Annotated in this window: 14 protein-coding genes; 6 read left to right on the top strand and 8 right to left on the bottom strand. The window is 70.9% G+C overall.

From position 1 onward, the window contains the following. Nucleotides 1–115: 115 nt before the first annotated feature. A complete protein-coding gene (locus SACE_RS06830) occupies nucleotides 116–436 on the top strand; it encodes a hypothetical protein (protein ID WP_009949424.1) in 321 nt (106 codons plus the stop codon). 344 nt (nucleotides 437–780) lie between these two features. On the opposite strand, the gene SACE_RS06825 is transcribed toward SACE_RS06830, so the two are convergent. From SACE_RS06825 to SACE_RS06815, 3 genes are all read right to left on the bottom strand, one after another. Then, entirely contained in the window at nucleotides 781–1050 is a 270-nt protein-coding gene (locus SACE_RS06825) for a hypothetical protein (RefSeq protein WP_009949426.1), read from the bottom strand. A gap of 120 nt (nucleotides 1051–1170) precedes the next feature. Further along, nucleotides 1171–1491, bottom strand: a complete 321-nt coding sequence (locus SACE_RS06820; RefSeq protein ID WP_021341301.1) for a hypothetical protein — start codon at nucleotides 1489–1491, stop codon at nucleotides 1171–1173. Nucleotides 1492–1718: 227 nt separating this feature from the next. Then, nucleotides 1719–2012 carry a hypothetical protein gene (locus tag SACE_RS06815; RefSeq protein WP_011873351.1) on the bottom strand — a complete coding sequence of 98 codons (294 nt, stop codon included), beginning with the start codon at nucleotides 2010–2012 and terminating at the stop codon, nucleotides 1719–1721. Nucleotides 2013–2379: 367 nt separating this feature from the next. Between SACE_RS06815 and SACE_RS06810 the strand changes: the two genes are divergently transcribed. Beyond that, entirely contained in the window at nucleotides 2380–3480 is a 1101-nt protein-coding gene (locus SACE_RS06810; protein WP_009949429.1) for a zinc-binding dehydrogenase, read from the top strand. Here SACE_RS06810 and SACE_RS06805 read toward each other — a convergent pair whose 3' ends face one another. Continuing rightward, the gene (locus tag SACE_RS06805; RefSeq protein ID WP_011873350.1) at nucleotides 3481–4407 is read right to left on the bottom strand and encodes a DMT family transporter; all 927 of its coding nucleotides are present in this window, start codon (nucleotides 4405–4407) and stop codon (nucleotides 3481–3483) included. A gap of 110 nt (nucleotides 4408–4517) precedes the next feature. Here SACE_RS06805 and SACE_RS06800 point away from each other — a divergent pair, with 110 nt between their 5' ends. Next, nucleotides 4518–5405 (top strand): LysR family transcriptional regulator, encoded by an 888-nt coding sequence (locus tag SACE_RS06800; protein ID WP_009949432.1) that lies wholly within the window; start codon nucleotides 4518–4520, stop codon nucleotides 5403–5405. On the opposite strand, the gene SACE_RS06795 is transcribed toward SACE_RS06800, so the two are convergent. Both SACE_RS06795 and folC read right to left on the bottom strand, forming a co-directional pair. After that, complete coding sequence (locus SACE_RS06795) at nucleotides 5384–5917, bottom strand: DUF4233 domain-containing protein (protein ID WP_009949433.1); 534 nt, start codon at nucleotides 5915–5917, stop codon at nucleotides 5384–5386. The genes SACE_RS06800 and SACE_RS06795 overlap by 22 nt on opposite strands. Then, nucleotides 5914–7281: a bifunctional tetrahydrofolate synthase/dihydrofolate synthase gene (gene folC, locus SACE_RS06790; protein WP_011873349.1), complete on the bottom strand. Its 1368-nt coding sequence runs from the start codon at nucleotides 7279–7281 to the stop codon at nucleotides 5914–5916. The genes SACE_RS06795 and folC overlap by 4 nt, the downstream gene beginning before the upstream one ends. 454 nt (nucleotides 7282–7735) lie before the next feature. On the opposite strand from folC, the gene SACE_RS06785 reads away from it, so the two are divergent. After that, the gene (locus SACE_RS06785; protein WP_009949436.1) at nucleotides 7736–8329 is read left to right on the top strand and encodes a pentapeptide repeat-containing protein; all 594 of its coding nucleotides are present in this window, start codon (nucleotides 7736–7738) and stop codon (nucleotides 8327–8329) included. A 73-nt stretch (nucleotides 8330–8402) separates the two neighbouring features. On the opposite strand, the gene SACE_RS06780 is transcribed toward SACE_RS06785, so the two are convergent. Both SACE_RS06780 and SACE_RS06775 read right to left on the bottom strand, forming a co-directional pair. Continuing rightward, on the bottom strand, nucleotides 8403–8786 hold the full coding sequence (locus SACE_RS06780; protein WP_009949438.1) for a hypothetical protein: 384 nt from the start codon (nucleotides 8784–8786) through the stop codon (nucleotides 8403–8405). Nucleotides 8787–9140: 354 nt separating this feature from the next. After that, nucleotides 9141–11774 (bottom strand): valine--tRNA ligase, encoded by a 2634-nt coding sequence (locus SACE_RS06775; RefSeq protein WP_009949439.1) that lies wholly within the window; start codon nucleotides 11772–11774, stop codon nucleotides 9141–9143. A gap of 156 nt (nucleotides 11775–11930) precedes the next feature. On the opposite strand from SACE_RS06775, the gene SACE_RS06770 reads away from it, so the two are divergent. Beyond that, nucleotides 11931–14228 (top strand): FdhF/YdeP family oxidoreductase, encoded by a 2298-nt coding sequence (locus tag SACE_RS06770; RefSeq protein WP_009949440.1) that lies wholly within the window; start codon nucleotides 11931–11933, stop codon nucleotides 14226–14228. Nucleotides 14229–14489: 261 nt separating this feature from the next. Then, entirely contained in the window at nucleotides 14490–15659 is a 1170-nt protein-coding gene (locus SACE_RS06765; RefSeq protein ID WP_231849937.1) for a DUF6777 domain-containing protein, read from the top strand. The last annotated feature ends 21 nt before the right edge of the window (nucleotides 15660–15680 follow it).

Below are 15680 nucleotides of genomic sequence, written 5' to 3'. Positions count from 1 at the left end.
GCCAAGACGGCGCCTCCGATGAAAAGGTCCACGCAGTGATCGGCACGGCCGACCCGCTTCCCGGGCGACGCGGCACCGGTCACTCATCTGAAACCAGCCAAGATCGGAGCATGGAGTGCGCACTTCGGTTCGCGTTCTCTTCGCCGGCGTCGTCGCGACCGGGCTGTTCGCAGCCGGTTCGTCGACCGCACTGGCGGCCAAGGACGACAAGACTTCCGACGACGACACGACCCAGACCGCGGCCGCCGAGGGCGGCGAGGGCGGCAAGGCCGGCGACGGCGGACTGGGACTCAACGTCTGCCCGTCCATCGCGCTGCTCGCACCGGCGAACGCCAAGTGCAACGCCGCCAACGGCGGCAGCGCCAACGGCGGCGACGCGGAAGCGTCCACGGAGGACGACAGCAGGGACAGGGAGTACCGCAAGAGCAAGGACTGAGCAGTCCCCAGGGGGAATGCCACCTCCACGCGCGGAAAAACGTGCCGGCCTCCCGTCCGGGAGGCCGGCACGACGCGTTCTTCGGGGCGAGTGGTGGCGGGAAGACCGCGTCAGGTGGATCGCGCGACCTTCCCGCACTTCGACGGTAGACCCGTCTTCTCACCGGCTCTCGGCGAAGCCGGGAACATACCTACATCGGGCGATCTCGGAGCGCGGCTCTGCCGCGGGCAGTCCGAGGATCACGTTGCCGCACAAGACTCTTGGCCTCTGCGTCCTACTGTGGACGCCGGCGAGTCCGCCGGCGGCTGTGCCGATCCCGTCTCGGGACCGGCACAGTCCGGATCTCACTCCTCCTCGTCGTTCCCGTCGTAGTTCGAGATTTCCGACTCCCCGTCGGAGCTGGCCCCGTTCTGGCCTCCGGAGATCGTGCACTCGAGCGAGATCGCGCCCAGCGCCGGGTTACCCGGCCGGCAGTTGTCGAACTTGATCGGCCCCGACGTGAAGGGTCCGGCGTCATCCGGGGTCTCGGAGCTCGCCGCCTGGGCGGAGTTGCCGATCGCCAGCAGGCCCGCGGCGACCGCGGTGGCGCCGAGGATGCGGACAGAGGTCTTCACTGGTACTCCAATCCAAAAGTCGTTCGCGAGGCGCAGACCCCGCATATGGAGCATGCCGGTCCGACTGGACCGGCATGCTTGGGTTGATCCGCCGAGCAGCCCGGCGGACGCAGGTCGGCCTCAGTCGTCGTCGGACGAGTGGGTCTCCCTGCTGTCGTCCTCCGCGTACGCTTCCGCGTCACCGCCGTTTGCGTTGCCGCCGTTGCCGCCGGAGCAGTTGGCCTCGGCCTTGGCGAGCACACCGATCGCCGGGCAGAAGTTGATGGCGATGCCGCCGTCTCCGGCGTACCCGCCGTCGCCGCCCTCGGCGGCCGCGGTCTGGGTCGTGTCGTCGTCGGACTTCTTCTTGTCGTCCTTGGCGGCGAACGCGGTGGACGAACCCGCGACGAGCAACCCGGCCGTGACTGCGCCTGCGAAGAGCGCGCGTGCAGAACTACGCACCTCAGACTCCGATCTTGAATGTTCCTGACTGCGTCGCCGGCTGCCGGGGCCGGGGATTCCGGGCCCGAGCGCCGAGATCGACTGCGCAAACCTTCCACCGCGGCTCCGCGTTGGCACGGCAACACGCCAGGAACCACGACGGGTCACCCGTTGGTGCAACAGAAGGACGCGAACCGGCCCGGCAGGCGGGGCTGCCGGGCCGGTGGTGCCGTCCTCGCGAAGAAGGCTCAGTCCTCGTCCTGCTCCTGGTAGTCGGACTGCTCGGACTCGTTGATGTTGTTCTGGTTCGTCCACGTCATGGCCGACTGCTCGCCCTTGGAGCCTATGCTGACCTGGTTCACCGGGGAGACATTGATGTTGTTCTGCACGGTGCTGTTGGCCGTGGCCTGGTTCTGGTCCTGGATCAGGCCGGAGGCCTTCGGGACCTTCTTCCCACCGGCGGCCAGCGCGGCATCGCCCGCCCCGAACAGCAGCGGCAACATCAGAGCAGCAGCCGCGGTCAGCCGCGTCGCATTACGCATGAACCGTTCCCTTCGTAGTTCTGGGCGCTAGCCGCGGAAGCCGGATCTCCACTGGATTTCCGGGAGTTCCCGCGCGGCATGTGGAACCTACCGGTGCGCTTTGGACCAAGGGCAAGCAAGAAACACCGCTGATCACACCATGTGGTGATCAACCCGGCCTTCCTCTGTGGACTTCCCGGCCGGGGCAGGGAAACCCGGCCCGGAAGCAACCGCGCTCCGTGCCGCGGTAGCGGGGCCGGAACAGGCCCCGCAGATGCCGTCCCGACGTGGTTGAAAGATCCCTCGAACAGTTCAATAATCCCGGCCACAGGGCATCTCTCCGCCGCCCGGCAGGAGCCGGTGGACCCAGGCTGAAAGGGAGTTCCGGATGCGCGCAGCCGTGCACACCGCAGCGAACGAGCCGATGCGGATCGAGGAGCTGGCCGATCCGCACCCTCGGGCCGGTGAGATCGCCATCGACGTGACCTCCTGCGGCGCCTGCCACACGGACCTGCACGTCCTCAAGGGCGAGCTGCCGTTCCCGGTGCCCGCGGTGCTCGGGCACGAGGTCGCCGGTGTGGTGTCGGAGATCGGCCCGGAGGTCACCGGCTTCTCCGTCGGCGACCGGGTCGTCACCAGCTTCATCATGCCGTGCGGCCAGTGCGGGCAGTGCGCGCGCGGCAACGAGGAGATCTGCGAGAAGTTCTTCGCCTACAACCGGGGGAAGGGCCAGCTCTACGACGGTGAGACCCGGCTGTTCCGGCCCGGTGGCGAGCCGGTGTGGATGTACTCGATGGGCGGGCTCGCCGAGCGCTCGGTGACGCCGGCGACCGCGGCGTACCGGGTGCCCGACGGCGTGGAGCTCGCCGACGTCGCCTCCGTCGGCTGCTCGACGATGACCGCCTACGGCGCGCTGCGCCACGCCGCCGACGTGCGTGTCGGCGACACCGTCGCCGTGGTCGCCGCCGGGGGCGTCGGCTCTGCGTTGATCCAGCTCGCGGGGTCGTTCGGCGCGTCGGTGGTCGTCGCCGTGGACATCAGCGAGGACAAGCTCGCCAACGCCCGCGCCCTGGGCGCCACCCACACCGTGAACTCCGCCGAGGTCGACGCGCCCGCGGCGATCCGCGAGATCACCGGCGGGCGTGGCGTCGACGTCGCCTTCGAGGCGCTCGGCAGCGTGCCGACGTTCGAGGCGGCGCGGGACTCGGTGGTCGAGGGCGGGCAGATCGTGGTCGTCGGCATCGCGCCGAGGGGTACTTCCGGCGAGTTCGACCTGGCCACGATCGCCCGGCGCAAGCTGCAGATCAAGGGCTCCTACGGCGCCAAGCCGCGCCGGGACATGCCGGTGCTGCTGGACCTGGTGGCCCGCGGGCTGCTCCGCCCGCAGGACGCCATCAGCCGCCGCTACTCGTTCGACCAGGTGCAGGACGCCTACGACGCGCTCCGGCGCGGCGAGACCGTCGGCCGCGCGGTCGTCGACATCGGATAGTCACCGGACGGCCGCGACCTCGCCGCGCCGGGTGCCCGACCGCGCGAACAGCACCCCGGCGATGACCAGCGCGCCGCCTGCCACCGTGTTCCAGCCGAGCGGCTCGGAGAGCAGCAGCGCGCCGAGGACCGTCGACCACAGCGGCGTCACGTAGGTGACGGTCGAGGCGATCGTCGAGCCCGCGGCCCTGATCACCCGCATGTTGAGCAGGAAGGCCATCCCGGTGCCGACCGCTCCCAGCAGCACCAGGCACGCCGCGGGCAGCAGGCCGGGCCAGCCGGGTGCGCCGCCGCCGAGCAGCGGGGCGACCAGCAGCAACTCCAGCGTGGCGAAGGTGAGCTGGAGGATGATCAGGGCGCTCGCCGAATCCGAGCGCCCGGAGAAGAACCGCCTGGTGTAGGTGAAGCCGGCGCCGTAGCAGGTCGTCGCGGCCAGGCAGGCGAGGCTGCCGGCCAGCACCCCGCCCTCGACGCCGCGCCACACGCCGAGCACGACCAGCACCCCGGCGAAGCCGGCGAGCAGACCTGCCAGCCTCCGCGGCGTCGGGTGCTCCGACGGCAGCAGGAACAGCACGAACAGCAGCGTCGCCAGCGGGGTCGTGGCGTTCCAGACCCCGGCCAGCACCGAGCTGATGTGGGTCTCGCCGTAGGCGAACAGGGTGAACGGCGCCGCGTTGTGCAGGGCGGCGACCACGGCGGCGTGCCCCCACGTGCGCGGGTCGCGCGGGATCGACGGACGGGCCGCACCCGAGGCGAGCCACACCGCCCACAGCGCGAGCGCACCGAACAGGCACCGCCACAGCGCCACCCACACCGGCTCGACGCCCGCGTCGACCGCGACCTTGATCAGCACGAAGCTCGATCCCCAGATCGCCGACAGCAGGACGAAGCCCGGTACCCAGCGCGCGCCCGGTTCTTCCACGTCCACCACCAACCTCGTCGCCGCCGAACTTTTCCGGCGGCTTTCGGCCATCACGTTCGACGAACGCGGCATGATGAGTCAAACAAGTTTCATCGCGCGACCAATGAGGGTTGCTCATGAACAACGTGAACCTCGCGCAACTGCGCGCCTTCCTCGCCGTGATCGACGAGGGCGGTTTCGGTGCGGCATCGGACGCCCTGCGCATCAGCCAGTCGGCGGTCTCGCACGCGGTGGCCGCGCTGGAGCGAGCGGTCGGGTGCCGCGTGCTGGTGCGGCAGGGCAGGCCACGGCCGACCGCGTTCGGCGAGCGCATCCTCGGCCACGCCCGCACCGCCGTGTCGGCGACCGACTCGATCACCGAGCTGGCCGCCCGGCGCGACGGCCTGCCCACCGGGACGCTGCGGCTGGCCGCGCCGCCGACCGTCTGCCAGGGCTTGCTGCCGGAGCTGCTGACCGGATGGCGGCACGACTACCCGCAGCTCGCGGTCCACGTCCTCGAGGGTGAGGACGACGAGGTGGCGGACTGGCTGGCCGGAGCCGCGGTGGACGTGGCGGTGCTGGTCGACCCGCCGGGCGGCGAGGGGGTGCGCATCGGCTCCGACGTCTTCCAGGCGCTGCTACCGCACGACCACCCGCTCGCGGGCCAGGACGTCATCGACGTCACCGACCTCGACGACGACCCGTTCCTGCTGTCCTGCGGTGGTTGCGAGCGGCACCTGCGCGAGGTCTACCGGCTGGGCAGGGCGCAGCTGAACCCCGCGCACCGCATCCGGGAGATGGGCACGCTGCTGGCCATGGTCGCCGCGGGCATGGGCGTCACGGTCGTGCCGGGCCTGGCGGCGGCGATGCTCGACCCGAGGCTCGTGCTGGTGCCGCTGCGCCAGCGCGTGACGCGCGAGCTGGTGCTCACCGGGCCGCCCGGCCGGCCGTGGCATCCGGCGGTCACCGCACTGGTCGAGGCCGTCGCGGAGCGTTCCCGGGCTCAGGCGCGCTCCGGCGGGTAGCCGGGTGGGTGGCCGAGCTGGTCGTAGAGCTGACCTTGGCGCATCCGCTTCGCCACGTCGCGACGGAGGTGGACGATGTAGGCCCAGACGACCACGAACACCAGCGCCATCAGCCCGATCGCCGGATGCACGAAGAAGCACGCCACCAGCGCGACCTGCAACGCCAGCGCGAAGCCGAACCCCCACTTGCGCCGCTGCACGAAGCCGGCGACCAGCAGCAGGACCGACAGCACCGCCACGAACGCGAAGCCGGCGCTGGACACGCCCCCGGCGAACTGCCACACCACCGGCAGCGCGAGCGCGAAGACGATGAACTCCAGGATGAGGGTGGCGGCCATGATGCCGCGCAGGCCCTTCCACGGGTCGCGCACGCCTTCCGGCGGCACCGGCAGGCCGTACTGGTCCTCCGGCAGCGAGGTCTCGCCGGCCCGGTCGCCCGAGGCGTCGTCGGCGGCCGGGTTGTCGGCGGGGTTGTCGTCCCGGCCGCGCGGGGTGCTCGGTTCGTCGGTCACGCCGGCTCCTTACCGAACAGCGCTCGTGCTTCGCCCGCCGTCACCACGGAACCGGTGATCACCACGCCGCCGCCGGAGACCGACTCGCTCGGGTCGGTGGTCTCCTCGGCCATCTGGATGGCGGTCTCCACGGCGTCGTCGAGCCGGGGCTCCACGACGATGCGATCGGGTCCGAAGATGTCCTTGGCGATGCTCGCCAGCTCGTCGGGGTCCATCGCACGCGGCGAGGAGTTCCTGGTCAGCACCACTTCCTCGACCACCGGCTCCAGCTCGGCGAGCACGCCGCGCACGTCCTTGTCGCCGAGGACGCCGACCACCGCCACCAGGCGGCGGAACGAGAACTCCGAGCTCAGCGCCTCGGCCAGGGCGCGGGCACCGTGCGGGTTGTGCGCGGCGTCCACCAGCACCGACGGCGCCGCACGCACGCGCTCGAGGCGGCCGGGGGTGATGACCCCGGCGAAGGCGTCGCGGACCGCTTCGACGTCGAGCTGGTGCTGGGCGCCCGCGCCGAAGAACGCCTCGACCGCGGCCAGCGCGAGCGCGGCGTTGCGGGCCTGGTGCTCGCCGTGCAGCGGCAGGAAGATCTCGTCGTAGACCCCGCCGAGCCCCTGCAGCCGCAGCATCTGGCCGCCGACGGCGACGGTGCGCGACAGCACGCCGAACTCGTGGCCCTCGCGGGCCACCGTGGCGTCGACCTCGGCGATCCGGTCCATGATCGGTTTCTGCGCCTCGGCCTGCTGGGCGGCCATCACCACCACCGAGCCGGGCTTGATGATCCCGGCCTTCTCCGTGGCGATCCCGCCGAGGTCGTTGCCGAGGAACTCGGCGTGGTCCATGGCGACCGGACAGATCACCGCGATGCGGGCGTCGGCGACGTTGGTGGCGTCCCAGCTACCGCCCATGCCGACCTCCAGCACCGCCGCCTCCACCGGGGCGTCGGCGAACGCGGCGAAGGCCATTCCGGTCAGCACCTCGAACTTGCTCATCGGGACATCGCTGCGCGAATCCACGATGGACACGTACGGCGCGACGTCGCGGTAGGCCTCGACGTAGGCGGCGGGGCTGATCGGGCCGCCGTCGATGCTGATGCGCTCGGTGGCCAGCTGCAGGTGCGGGCTGGTGTAGCGGCCGACGCGCAGGCCGATCCGGCCGAGCAGCGCGTCGATCATCCGCGAGGTCGAGGACTTGCCGTTGGTGCCCGCCACGTGCACGACCGGATAGCTGTGCTGCGGCTCGGCGAGCAGGTCGGTGAGCGCGCGGATCCGGTCGAGCGACGGCTCGATCTTGGTCTCCGGCCAGCGCTCGTTGAGCTCGGCCTCCACGACGCGCAGTTCCTGCAACGCGCCCGGATCGGTGTCGGACAAGTCCTTCACTCCCTGTGCCCCGACGACGAATGTCGAGGTCAAAGTCTACGTGGGATGGTGCGGGCGGGTTCAGCCCGACCTGCCCCGGGCCTCACGACCGTCACGGGGGTCTGCCCCCTGGCCTTGCGGGTCGCGGTGGGCGGGTGGTTTCTGGGGCGCTCGCCGCCTCCAGGCCCCCCGGCAGGTCTCCGGGATGGGGGGCTTGCTCGCGGGCTGCGGTCCGTTCGGAGCCTGGTTCTCATCCCGCCGACCTCCACGAGGGCTATCAGACCGCGACAAGGGGGCGGCTTCTCGGGGCACCCTGCGGTCGGGAGCGAGGGCGCCCCCTTGACCCGGCCTGATCGGGCTGGCGCCAGGTCGACGGGATGAGAACTGAGGCTCCTCTCCAGGAGGGGGCACTCCCGGTCCCGGTTGGCCGCTGGCGTCGTCAGACCGCCGGGATACCCTCGCCCCCGTGGCCGACTGGATCGAGGACGAGGTGCTGCGCGGGCACGACCTCTACGCCGAGGAGCTCGTCGGGCGCACCTACCTCCGGTGCGAGTTCCACGACTGCGATCCGAGCGAGGCCACGACCCGCAACGCGGTCTTCGAGGAGTGCTCGTTCACCGGCGTGCGGTTCAACGTCTCCCGCCACACCGACACCGCGTTCCTGCGGTGCGCGTTCGACCGCTGCGACTTCTTCGACGCCGAGTTCACCGGCTGCAAGCTCACCGGCAGCCGGTTCCGCCGGTCGGCGCTGGACTCGGTGCGGGTCCACGGCGGCGACTGGTCGTTCGTCTCGCTGGCCGGAGCCGACCTGCGGCGCAGCTCCTTCCGGAAGGCCCGGATGCGCGAGACCGACCTGACCGCGGCCGACTGCCGGGACGCCGCGCTCACCGACGCCGACCTCTCCGGCACGCAGTTCGACCGGGCGCGCCTCGCGCGCTGCGACCTGCGCGGCAGCGACCTGACCGCGCTCGACCCGCTGTCGGCGGAGGTTCCGGGCGCGGTCATCGACGTGCGGCAGGCCGTCGTGCTCGCTCATGCTCTCGGTTTGCAGGTGCGGTGAGCCCCCTCTCCTCGGACGTCGGACACCGCCGACTGTCCGGCGGTGACCGACGACGGGACAGCCGACCCCGCGGTCAGCCGACCTTCACGAAAAGCTGCATCCCCCTCTGCCGGTGGTCGCCGACCGGGCACCAGAAGTCGTAGACGCCCGGGCGCAGCGTCACGGTGACCTCGGTGACCTGCCCGGACTGGACGACGGCCGTGCGCGCGTTGGAGACGTCCGGCCCGGCGATCTCCACGGCGTGCGGGTGCCGTCCGGCGTTGAACGCCTTGAACGTGTAGGTGCCCGGTGGCAGGAAGGCCGGCTGCAACAGCCGGTAGTCGACCATCTTGACCACCACGACGGCAGGTCCGCCGTCACCTGCCGGTGCCGCCGCCGGCGCCGGTGACGTCGCGGCGGCCGACGCTCCGGTCAGCACCGTCGCCGCCAGCGCGACCACCGCGAGCAGAACTCCCACCAGCCTCGGCCTGATCCTCGATCGTCTGCTTCTGCGGACTCCGCGTTCGTCCACTTCGATCAGCATCGCTCAGCCCCCCGCGAAAATCGCCCACGCGCCACCGAAGGCGCGTGCGCGGATGGAGAAAACCATTACCGCCCAACGGTTTCCCGTTGGAAACCGGCGGATTTCAGCGTAGGTGGCGGAGCCGTCCGATTGGTGCCGCAAGTTCCTGGTGTGGCGCCGGGAGCCGCAGTTGAAATTCTTGCAGAAGAACGGGATGCGCCAGTAGTGACTGGCGCGCAGGGCCGAACTACACCGGAAGCGGGCCGTTTGCGAACAACGGCCCGCTCCAGGCGGTGTGCGATCCCGCGGTCAGCTCTCGGGCAGCGCCGACAGCCGGGCGTTGATGCGCTCGATGTCGGCCAGCGCGGTGTCCCTGCGCACCTTGATCTTGTCGACCACCTCGGCCGGGGCCTTGTCGGTGAACGCCGGGTTGCCGAGCTTCTTCTCGGTACCCGCGAGCTCCTTCTCGGCCGCCGCGAGGTCCTTGGCCAGCCGCTTGCGCTCGGCGGCGACGTCGATCGCCCCGGACAGGTCGAGCTCGACGGTCACGGTGCCGCCGCGCAGGCCGACCTCGATGGACGCCGACGAGGTGAAGCCGTCGGCGGGTTCGGTGACCCTGGCCAGCGCCCGCACCGCGGGCACGTGGCCGTCCAGGCCCAGCTCACTCACGCCGCCCAGCTTCGCCGCGACCCGCTGCCCCGGCTTGAGGCCCTGGTCGGAGCGGAACCGGCGGATCTCGGTGATCAGCTTCTGGGTGGCCTCGACCCGCTCGGCCGCACCGGTGTCGGCCTGCAGGCCCTCCGCCCCGGGCCACTCGGCGACGACGACCGAGTCGCGGCCGGTCAGCGTGGTCCACAGCGTCTCGGTGATGTACGGGATCGTCGGGTGCAGCAGCCGCAGCAGCACGTCGAGCACATGGCCGAGCACGTCGCGGGTGCGTTCGGCCCGGTCGCCCTGCTCGTCGAGCTGGACCTTGGACAGCTCCAGGTACCAGTCGCAGAACTCGTCCCACGTGAAGTGGTAGAGCGCCTCGGTGGCCTTGGCGAACTGGAAGTCCTCCAGCAGCTCGTCCACTTCGGACACGACCCGGTCGGCGCGGTCCAGGATCCACCGGTCGGCGTCGGTCAGCTCGTCGCGCGGGGGCAGCGCAGCCGGCACCCGCGCACCGTTCATCATCGCGAACTTGGTGGCGTTGAACAACTTCGTGCAGAAGCTGCGCGAGCCCGCGACCCACTCCTCGCTGATCGGCGAGTCCGCGCCCGGGTTGGCGCCGCGCGCCAACGTGAACCGCAGCGCGTCGGTGCCGTAGTTGTCCATCCACTCCAGCGGGTCGACGGTGTTGCCCGCCGACTTCGACATCTTCTTGCCGTGCGGGTCGCGCACCATGCCGTGCAGCGCGATGACGCGGAACGGCGGCTCGCCGTCCATGGCGTACAGGCCCATCATCATCATCCGGGCGACCCAGAAGAAGAGGATGTCGTAGCCGGTGACCAGCACGCTGGTCGGGTAGTACTTGCGCAGGTCCGCGGTGTCGTCCGGCCAGCCCATGGTCGAGAACGGCCACAGGCCCGAGGAGAACCAGGTGTCGAGCACGTCCTCGTCCTGGTGCCAGCCCTCGCCGCTCGGCGGCTCCTCGTCCGGTCCGACGCAGACGACCTCGCCGCCGGGCCCGTACCAGACCGGGATGCGGTGGCCCCACCAGAGCTGCCGCGAGATGTTCCAGTCGTGCAGGTTGTCGACCCAGTCGAAGTAGCGCTTGGCCATCTCCGGCGGGTGCACCTCGACCCGGCCGTCGCGCACCGCGTCGCCCGCGGCCTTGGCCAGCGGACCGACCTTGACGTACCACTGCAGCGACAGCCGCGGCTCGATCGGCTCCTTGGACCGCGAGCTGTGGCCGACGCTGTGCACGTACGGCCGCTTCTCGGCGACGATCCGGCCCTCTTCGCGCAGCGCCTCGCGGACCGCGACCCGCGCCTCGAACCGGTCCATGCCGTCGAAGCGGGTGCCGGTGCGGGTGATGCGGCCGCGCTCGTCCATGACCGTCAGCATCGGCAGGTCGTGGCGCTGGCCGATCTCGAAGTCGTTCGGGTCGTGGGCCGGGGTGACCTTCACCGCGCCGCTGCCGAACTCGGGGTCGACGTGGGTGTCGGCCACGATCGGGATCATCCGCCCGGTCAGCGGCAGCTCGATGCTGGTGCCGACCAGGTGCCGGTAGCGGTCGTCGTCGGGGTGGACCGCGACGGCGGTGTCGCCGAGCATGGTCTCGACCCGGGTGGTGGCCACCACGATCGAGGCGTCCCCGTGGCCGTAGCGCATGGAGACCAGCTCGCCCTCGACCTCCTTGTGCTCGACCTCGATGTCGGAGATCGCCGAGCGCATCTCCGGGGACCAGTTGACCAGCCGCTCGGCGCGGTAGATCAGGCCGTCGTCGTAGAGCTTCTTGAAGATCGTCTGGACGGCGCGGGAAAGGCCGTCGTCCATGGTGAAGCGCTCGCGGGTCCAGTCGACGCTGTCGCCGAGGCGGCGCATCTGCGACAGGATCGCCCCGCCGTGCTTCTCCTTCCACTCCCACACCCGGGCCAGGAAGCCCTCGCGACCGAGCTCGCGGTGGTCGATGCCCTCGTCGCGGAGCTGCTTCTCGACCATGGCCTGCACGGCGATGCTGGCGTGGTCCATGCCTGGTAGCCACAGCGCGTCGTAGCCCTGCATCCGCCGCCGGCGGGTGAGGACGTCCATCAGGGTGTGCTCGAACGCGTGTCCGATGTGCAGGCTGCCGGTGACGTTCGGCGGCGGGATCACGATCGAGAACGGCGGCTTGTCACCGGCCGGGTCGGCGGTGAAGTACCCGGCGGCTACCCAGCGCTGGTACAGCTCGGCCTCTACGTCGGCCGGGTTCCAGGTCGACGGAAGTTCACGGGGCTGTGCGGCATGGGTCTGTGTCACATCGCAGAGTGTACGAAGCTCTCAGGTTCACCTTGACAACCGTCCCGGGTCGGTGCTTGGGATCCCGCCGGACCCCAGGACAGCCGTGGACGCGGGTGTCCGCCGTGCGGTTGTAAGGCGTTGCCCCGCGGGCGCGTGTGCAGCACCCTTTGGATCATGTCGCGTGGAGCCCCTGAGCAGGACATCGACGAGTCGGCCCTGGAGGTCGGCACCCCGAAGCCGGCCGCGGCCGGGGTCAAGGGCGTGCTGGTGTCGTTGCAGCGCAGCTGGGAGCAGATGGGCCTGGCCCGGACGGTGAGGACGCTGCCGCTGCTGAACCAGCGCGCGGGGTTCGACTGCCCGGGGTGCGCCTGGCCCGATCCCCGGGAGGCCGAGGGGGACAAGCGCAAGCTGGCCGAGTTCTGCGAGAACGGCGCCAAGGCGGTGGCCGAGGAGGCCACCACCCGCCGCGTCGGGCCCGAGTTCTTCGCCGCGCACCCGGTGGCCGAGCTGGCCGAGCGCACCGACTACTGGCTCGGTCAGCAGGGGCGGCTGACGCGGCCGATGGTCCTGCGAGAGGGCGACACCCATTACCGGCCGATCGGCTGGGACGAGGCGTTCGGGTTGGTCGCCGAGAAGCTGCGCGGGCTGGCGGGCCCGGACGAGGCCGTCTTCTACACCTCGGGCCGCACCAGCAACGAGGCCGCGTTCCTCTACCAGCTCATGGTCCGCGGCTTCGGCACGAACAACCTGCCGGACTGCTCGAACATGTGCCACGAGTCCTCCGGCGCCGCGTTGACCGAGACGATCGGAGTCGGCAAGGGCTCGGTGTCACTGGCCGATCTCGAGCAGGCCGACCTGGTGCTGGTCGTCGGGCAGAACCCGGGCACCAACCACCCGCGGATGCTGTCGTCGCTGGAGAAGGTCAAGCAGCGCGGCGGCAGGATCATCGCGGTGAACCCGCTGCCGGAGACCGGCCTGATGCGGTTCAAGAACCCGCAGAACGCCCGCGGTGTCCTCGGGGGCGGCACGGCGCTGGCCGACGAGTTCGCCCAGATCCGCATCGGTGGTGACCTTGCGCTGTTCCGGGCGGTCAACGCGCTGGTGCTGGCCGAGGGCGCGGTCGACCGGGAGTTCGTCGAGTCCTGCACCCACGGCTTCGGGGAGTTCCAGGCCCAGGCCGCCGACCTCGACTGGGACGAGGTGCGGGCCGCGACCGGCTTGGAGCGGGAGCAGGTGGAGCGGATCGCGCGGATGGTGATCGACTCCGAGCGGACGGTGGCGTGCTGGGCGATGGGGCTGACCCAGCAGCGCCAGGCGGTGGCCACCATCCGCGAGGTGGTCAACCTGCTGCTGATGCGCGGGATGATCGGCAAGCCGGGTGCGGGCGTGTGCCCGGTGCGCGGGCACTCCAACGTCCAGGGCGACCGGACGATGGGCATCTGGGAGAAGATGCCGGAGAAGTTCCTGGCCGCCCTGGAGGCCGAGTTCGCCATCCCGGTTCCGCGGCACCACGGGCTGGACACCGTCGACTCGATCAGGGCCATGCGCTCCGGTCGGGTGCGGGCGTTCGTGGGGATGGGCGGCAACTTCGTCTCCGCCACCCCCGACACCGCCGCCACCGAGAAGGCGCTGCGCGGATGTGAGCTGACGGTGCAGATCTCGACCAAGCTCAACCGCTCCCACGTGGTGCCCGGCCGCACCGCGCTGATCCTGCCGACACTGGGCCGCACCGAACGCGACGCCCAGGCCGGCGGCCCGCAGTTCGTCACCGTCGAGGACTCGATGTCGGTCGTGCACGCCTCCCGCGGCCGGCTGGCCCCGGCTTCCGAACACCTGCTCTCCGAGGTCGCCATCATCGCCCGCCTGGCCCGCCGCCTGCTCGGGCCCGAGCATCCGGTGCGGTGGGAGCAGTTCGAGACCGACTACGACACGATCCGCGACCACATCGCCCGCGTCGTGCCGGGCTGCGCGGACTACAACCGGCGGGTGCGCGAGCCCGACGGGTTCGTGCTGCCGCACCCGCCCCGGGACGCCCGCAGCTTCCCCACCGCGACCGGCAAGGCGAATTTCACCGTCAACACCCCCGAGCCGATCACCGTGGGCGAGGGGCGGCTGCTGCTGCAGACCCTGCGCAGCCACGACCAGTACAACACCACCATCTACGGCCTGTCGGACCGCTACCGCGGCATCGAGGACGCCCGCCGGGTGGTGATGGTCCACCCCGACGACATCGCCGCGCTGGGCCACACCGACGGCGACCTCGTCGACCTCGTCTCCGAATGGGCCACCGGGGACGGCACCGTCGAAGAACGCCGCGCAGAGCGCTTCCGCATCGTCGCCTACCCCACCGCCCCCGGCTGCGCCGCCGCCTACTACCCCGAAGCCAATCCCCTCGTCGCCCTCGACGCCGTAGCCGAGAAGTCCAACACGCCGGTGTCGAAGGCGATCATCGTCCGGCTCGAACGCCGCTGATCCCAACTCCCTGACCTGCGAAAACGGGTCCGCCCACCGCGCCGCGCTGGGGAACGCCCCAGCGCGGTCCGGGGTTTCGCGCCCCTCGAACGGCGGGTCCGCACCATCGTTTCGGGGCAGGCGCCGCTGCCAACCTTCTCGTACAGCCCGAAACGGGCTTACCGGACAGCGAGAGGGAGAGACTCGATGCACGACCAGGGACGATCGACCGCCACTCCGGCCGAGAGGCCGACCGGCCGCACCTCGCGCCCCAAGTTCACGATGACCGTTGCGGCAGTGGTCGCTCTCGGACTCGCAGGCGGCTCGGCCTGGGCGCTCATGCCGGGGCAGACCCCGGTCCGCCAGGTCAGCATGGAGTCCAGCTCCTCCCCCGGTGACACCCCGTTCGTCGCACCCATCAGCGACGACGGCAGCGACACCTCCTCCTGCGACGCGAACTACCTGATCGGCGACATGGAGGCCGACCCCGTCAAGGCGCGGGCGTGGGCGGAGGTCTTCCGGATGAGCGCCGAGGAGATCCCCGGGTTCGTCAGCGCGCTGACCCCGGAGCAGCTCACCTCCGACACCCCGGTGACCAGCCACGGCTACAAGGACGGCCGGTTCGACGCCCGCCCGACCGTCTTGCAGGCAGGCACGGCGGTGTTCGTCGACGACAAGGGCGAGCCGGCGGTCAAGTGCCTCAACGGCAACCCGCTGACCAAGGACGAGACCGGCAAGGACTCCGGCTCCGGCGACCAGGGCGGGGCCTACGGCGAGTCCGGCTCCGCGACCGGCGGACAGGTCCCCGGCGGCTCCGGCGGTAGCGGCGGCAACGGCTCCGGAGGCGGCGGGGGCAGCAGTGGTCCCACGACGCCGACCGAGAAGGAGCTGAAGGACGCGGCCGACAAGGCCTACATCGCCCACGAGAAGGCCAAGCAGAACCTGCATGCGGTGATGGAGGTATCGAAGCAGGCCTGGTCCGAGGCCGACGCCGCGCAGCGCGAACTCGAGGCTCTCATCGCGGCGGGCGCGAAGCCGGAGGAGATCGAGAAGGCGCGGAAGCGCTACGAAGCCGAGCTGGAGGAGGCCAAGAAGGCCGACGCTGACGTTCTCAAGGCCGAGAAGGAACGGCAGAAGGCCGAGAAGGAGCAGCAGAGGACGCAGCAGGCGTACGAGGACCACAGCGGTAAGCCCTACGAGCCGCCGGCCACTCCGAAGGACCCGAAGGACACCAAGGACCAGAAGGTCGTCGAGACGCAGGGCGAGAAGACGGAGGACAAGTCCGGTGCGGCCGTCGATGCCAAGCCCGAGACCGAGGTGACCGAGGAGACGACCGAGGAGAAGCCGGTCGACGAGGGCACCGACACCCAGGACTCCGAGCAGGAGCAGCAGGAGGAGAACTCTCCCGCGCAGGAGGTGAACACGGGCGCTGAGGCCGAGTCCGCCCAGTGACCGGACAAGAGCGACGTCAGC

This window comes from Saccharopolyspora erythraea NRRL 2338 (assembly GCF_000062885.1).
Taxonomy (GTDB): domain Bacteria; phylum Actinomycetota; class Actinomycetes; order Mycobacteriales; family Pseudonocardiaceae; genus Saccharopolyspora_D; species Saccharopolyspora_D erythraea.
The sequence above is the reverse complement of the archived record's forward strand: the minus strand, read 5'-3'. Positions and strand labels throughout refer to the sequence as shown.

What these genes read in the sequence shown, in the direction of transcription:
- SACE_RS06815 (WP_011873351.1), bottom strand. Translation starts at nt 2,012, where the DNA reads ATGCGTAATGCGACGCGGCTGACCGCGGCTGCTGCTCTGATGTTGCCG.
- SACE_RS06810 (WP_009949429.1), top strand. Translation starts at nt 2,380, where the DNA reads ATGCGCGCAGCCGTGCACACCGCAGCGAACGAGCCGATGCGGATCGAG.
- SACE_RS06770 (WP_009949440.1), top strand. Translation starts at nt 11,931, where the DNA reads ATGTCGCGTGGAGCCCCTGAGCAGGACATCGACGAGTCGGCCCTGGAG.
- SACE_RS06765 (WP_231849937.1), top strand. Translation starts at nt 14,490, where the DNA reads ATGACCGTTGCGGCAGTGGTCGCTCTCGGACTCGCAGGCGGCTCGGCC.
- SACE_RS06800 (WP_009949432.1), top strand. Translation starts at nt 4,518, where the DNA reads ATGAACAACGTGAACCTCGCGCAACTGCGCGCCTTCCTCGCCGTGATC.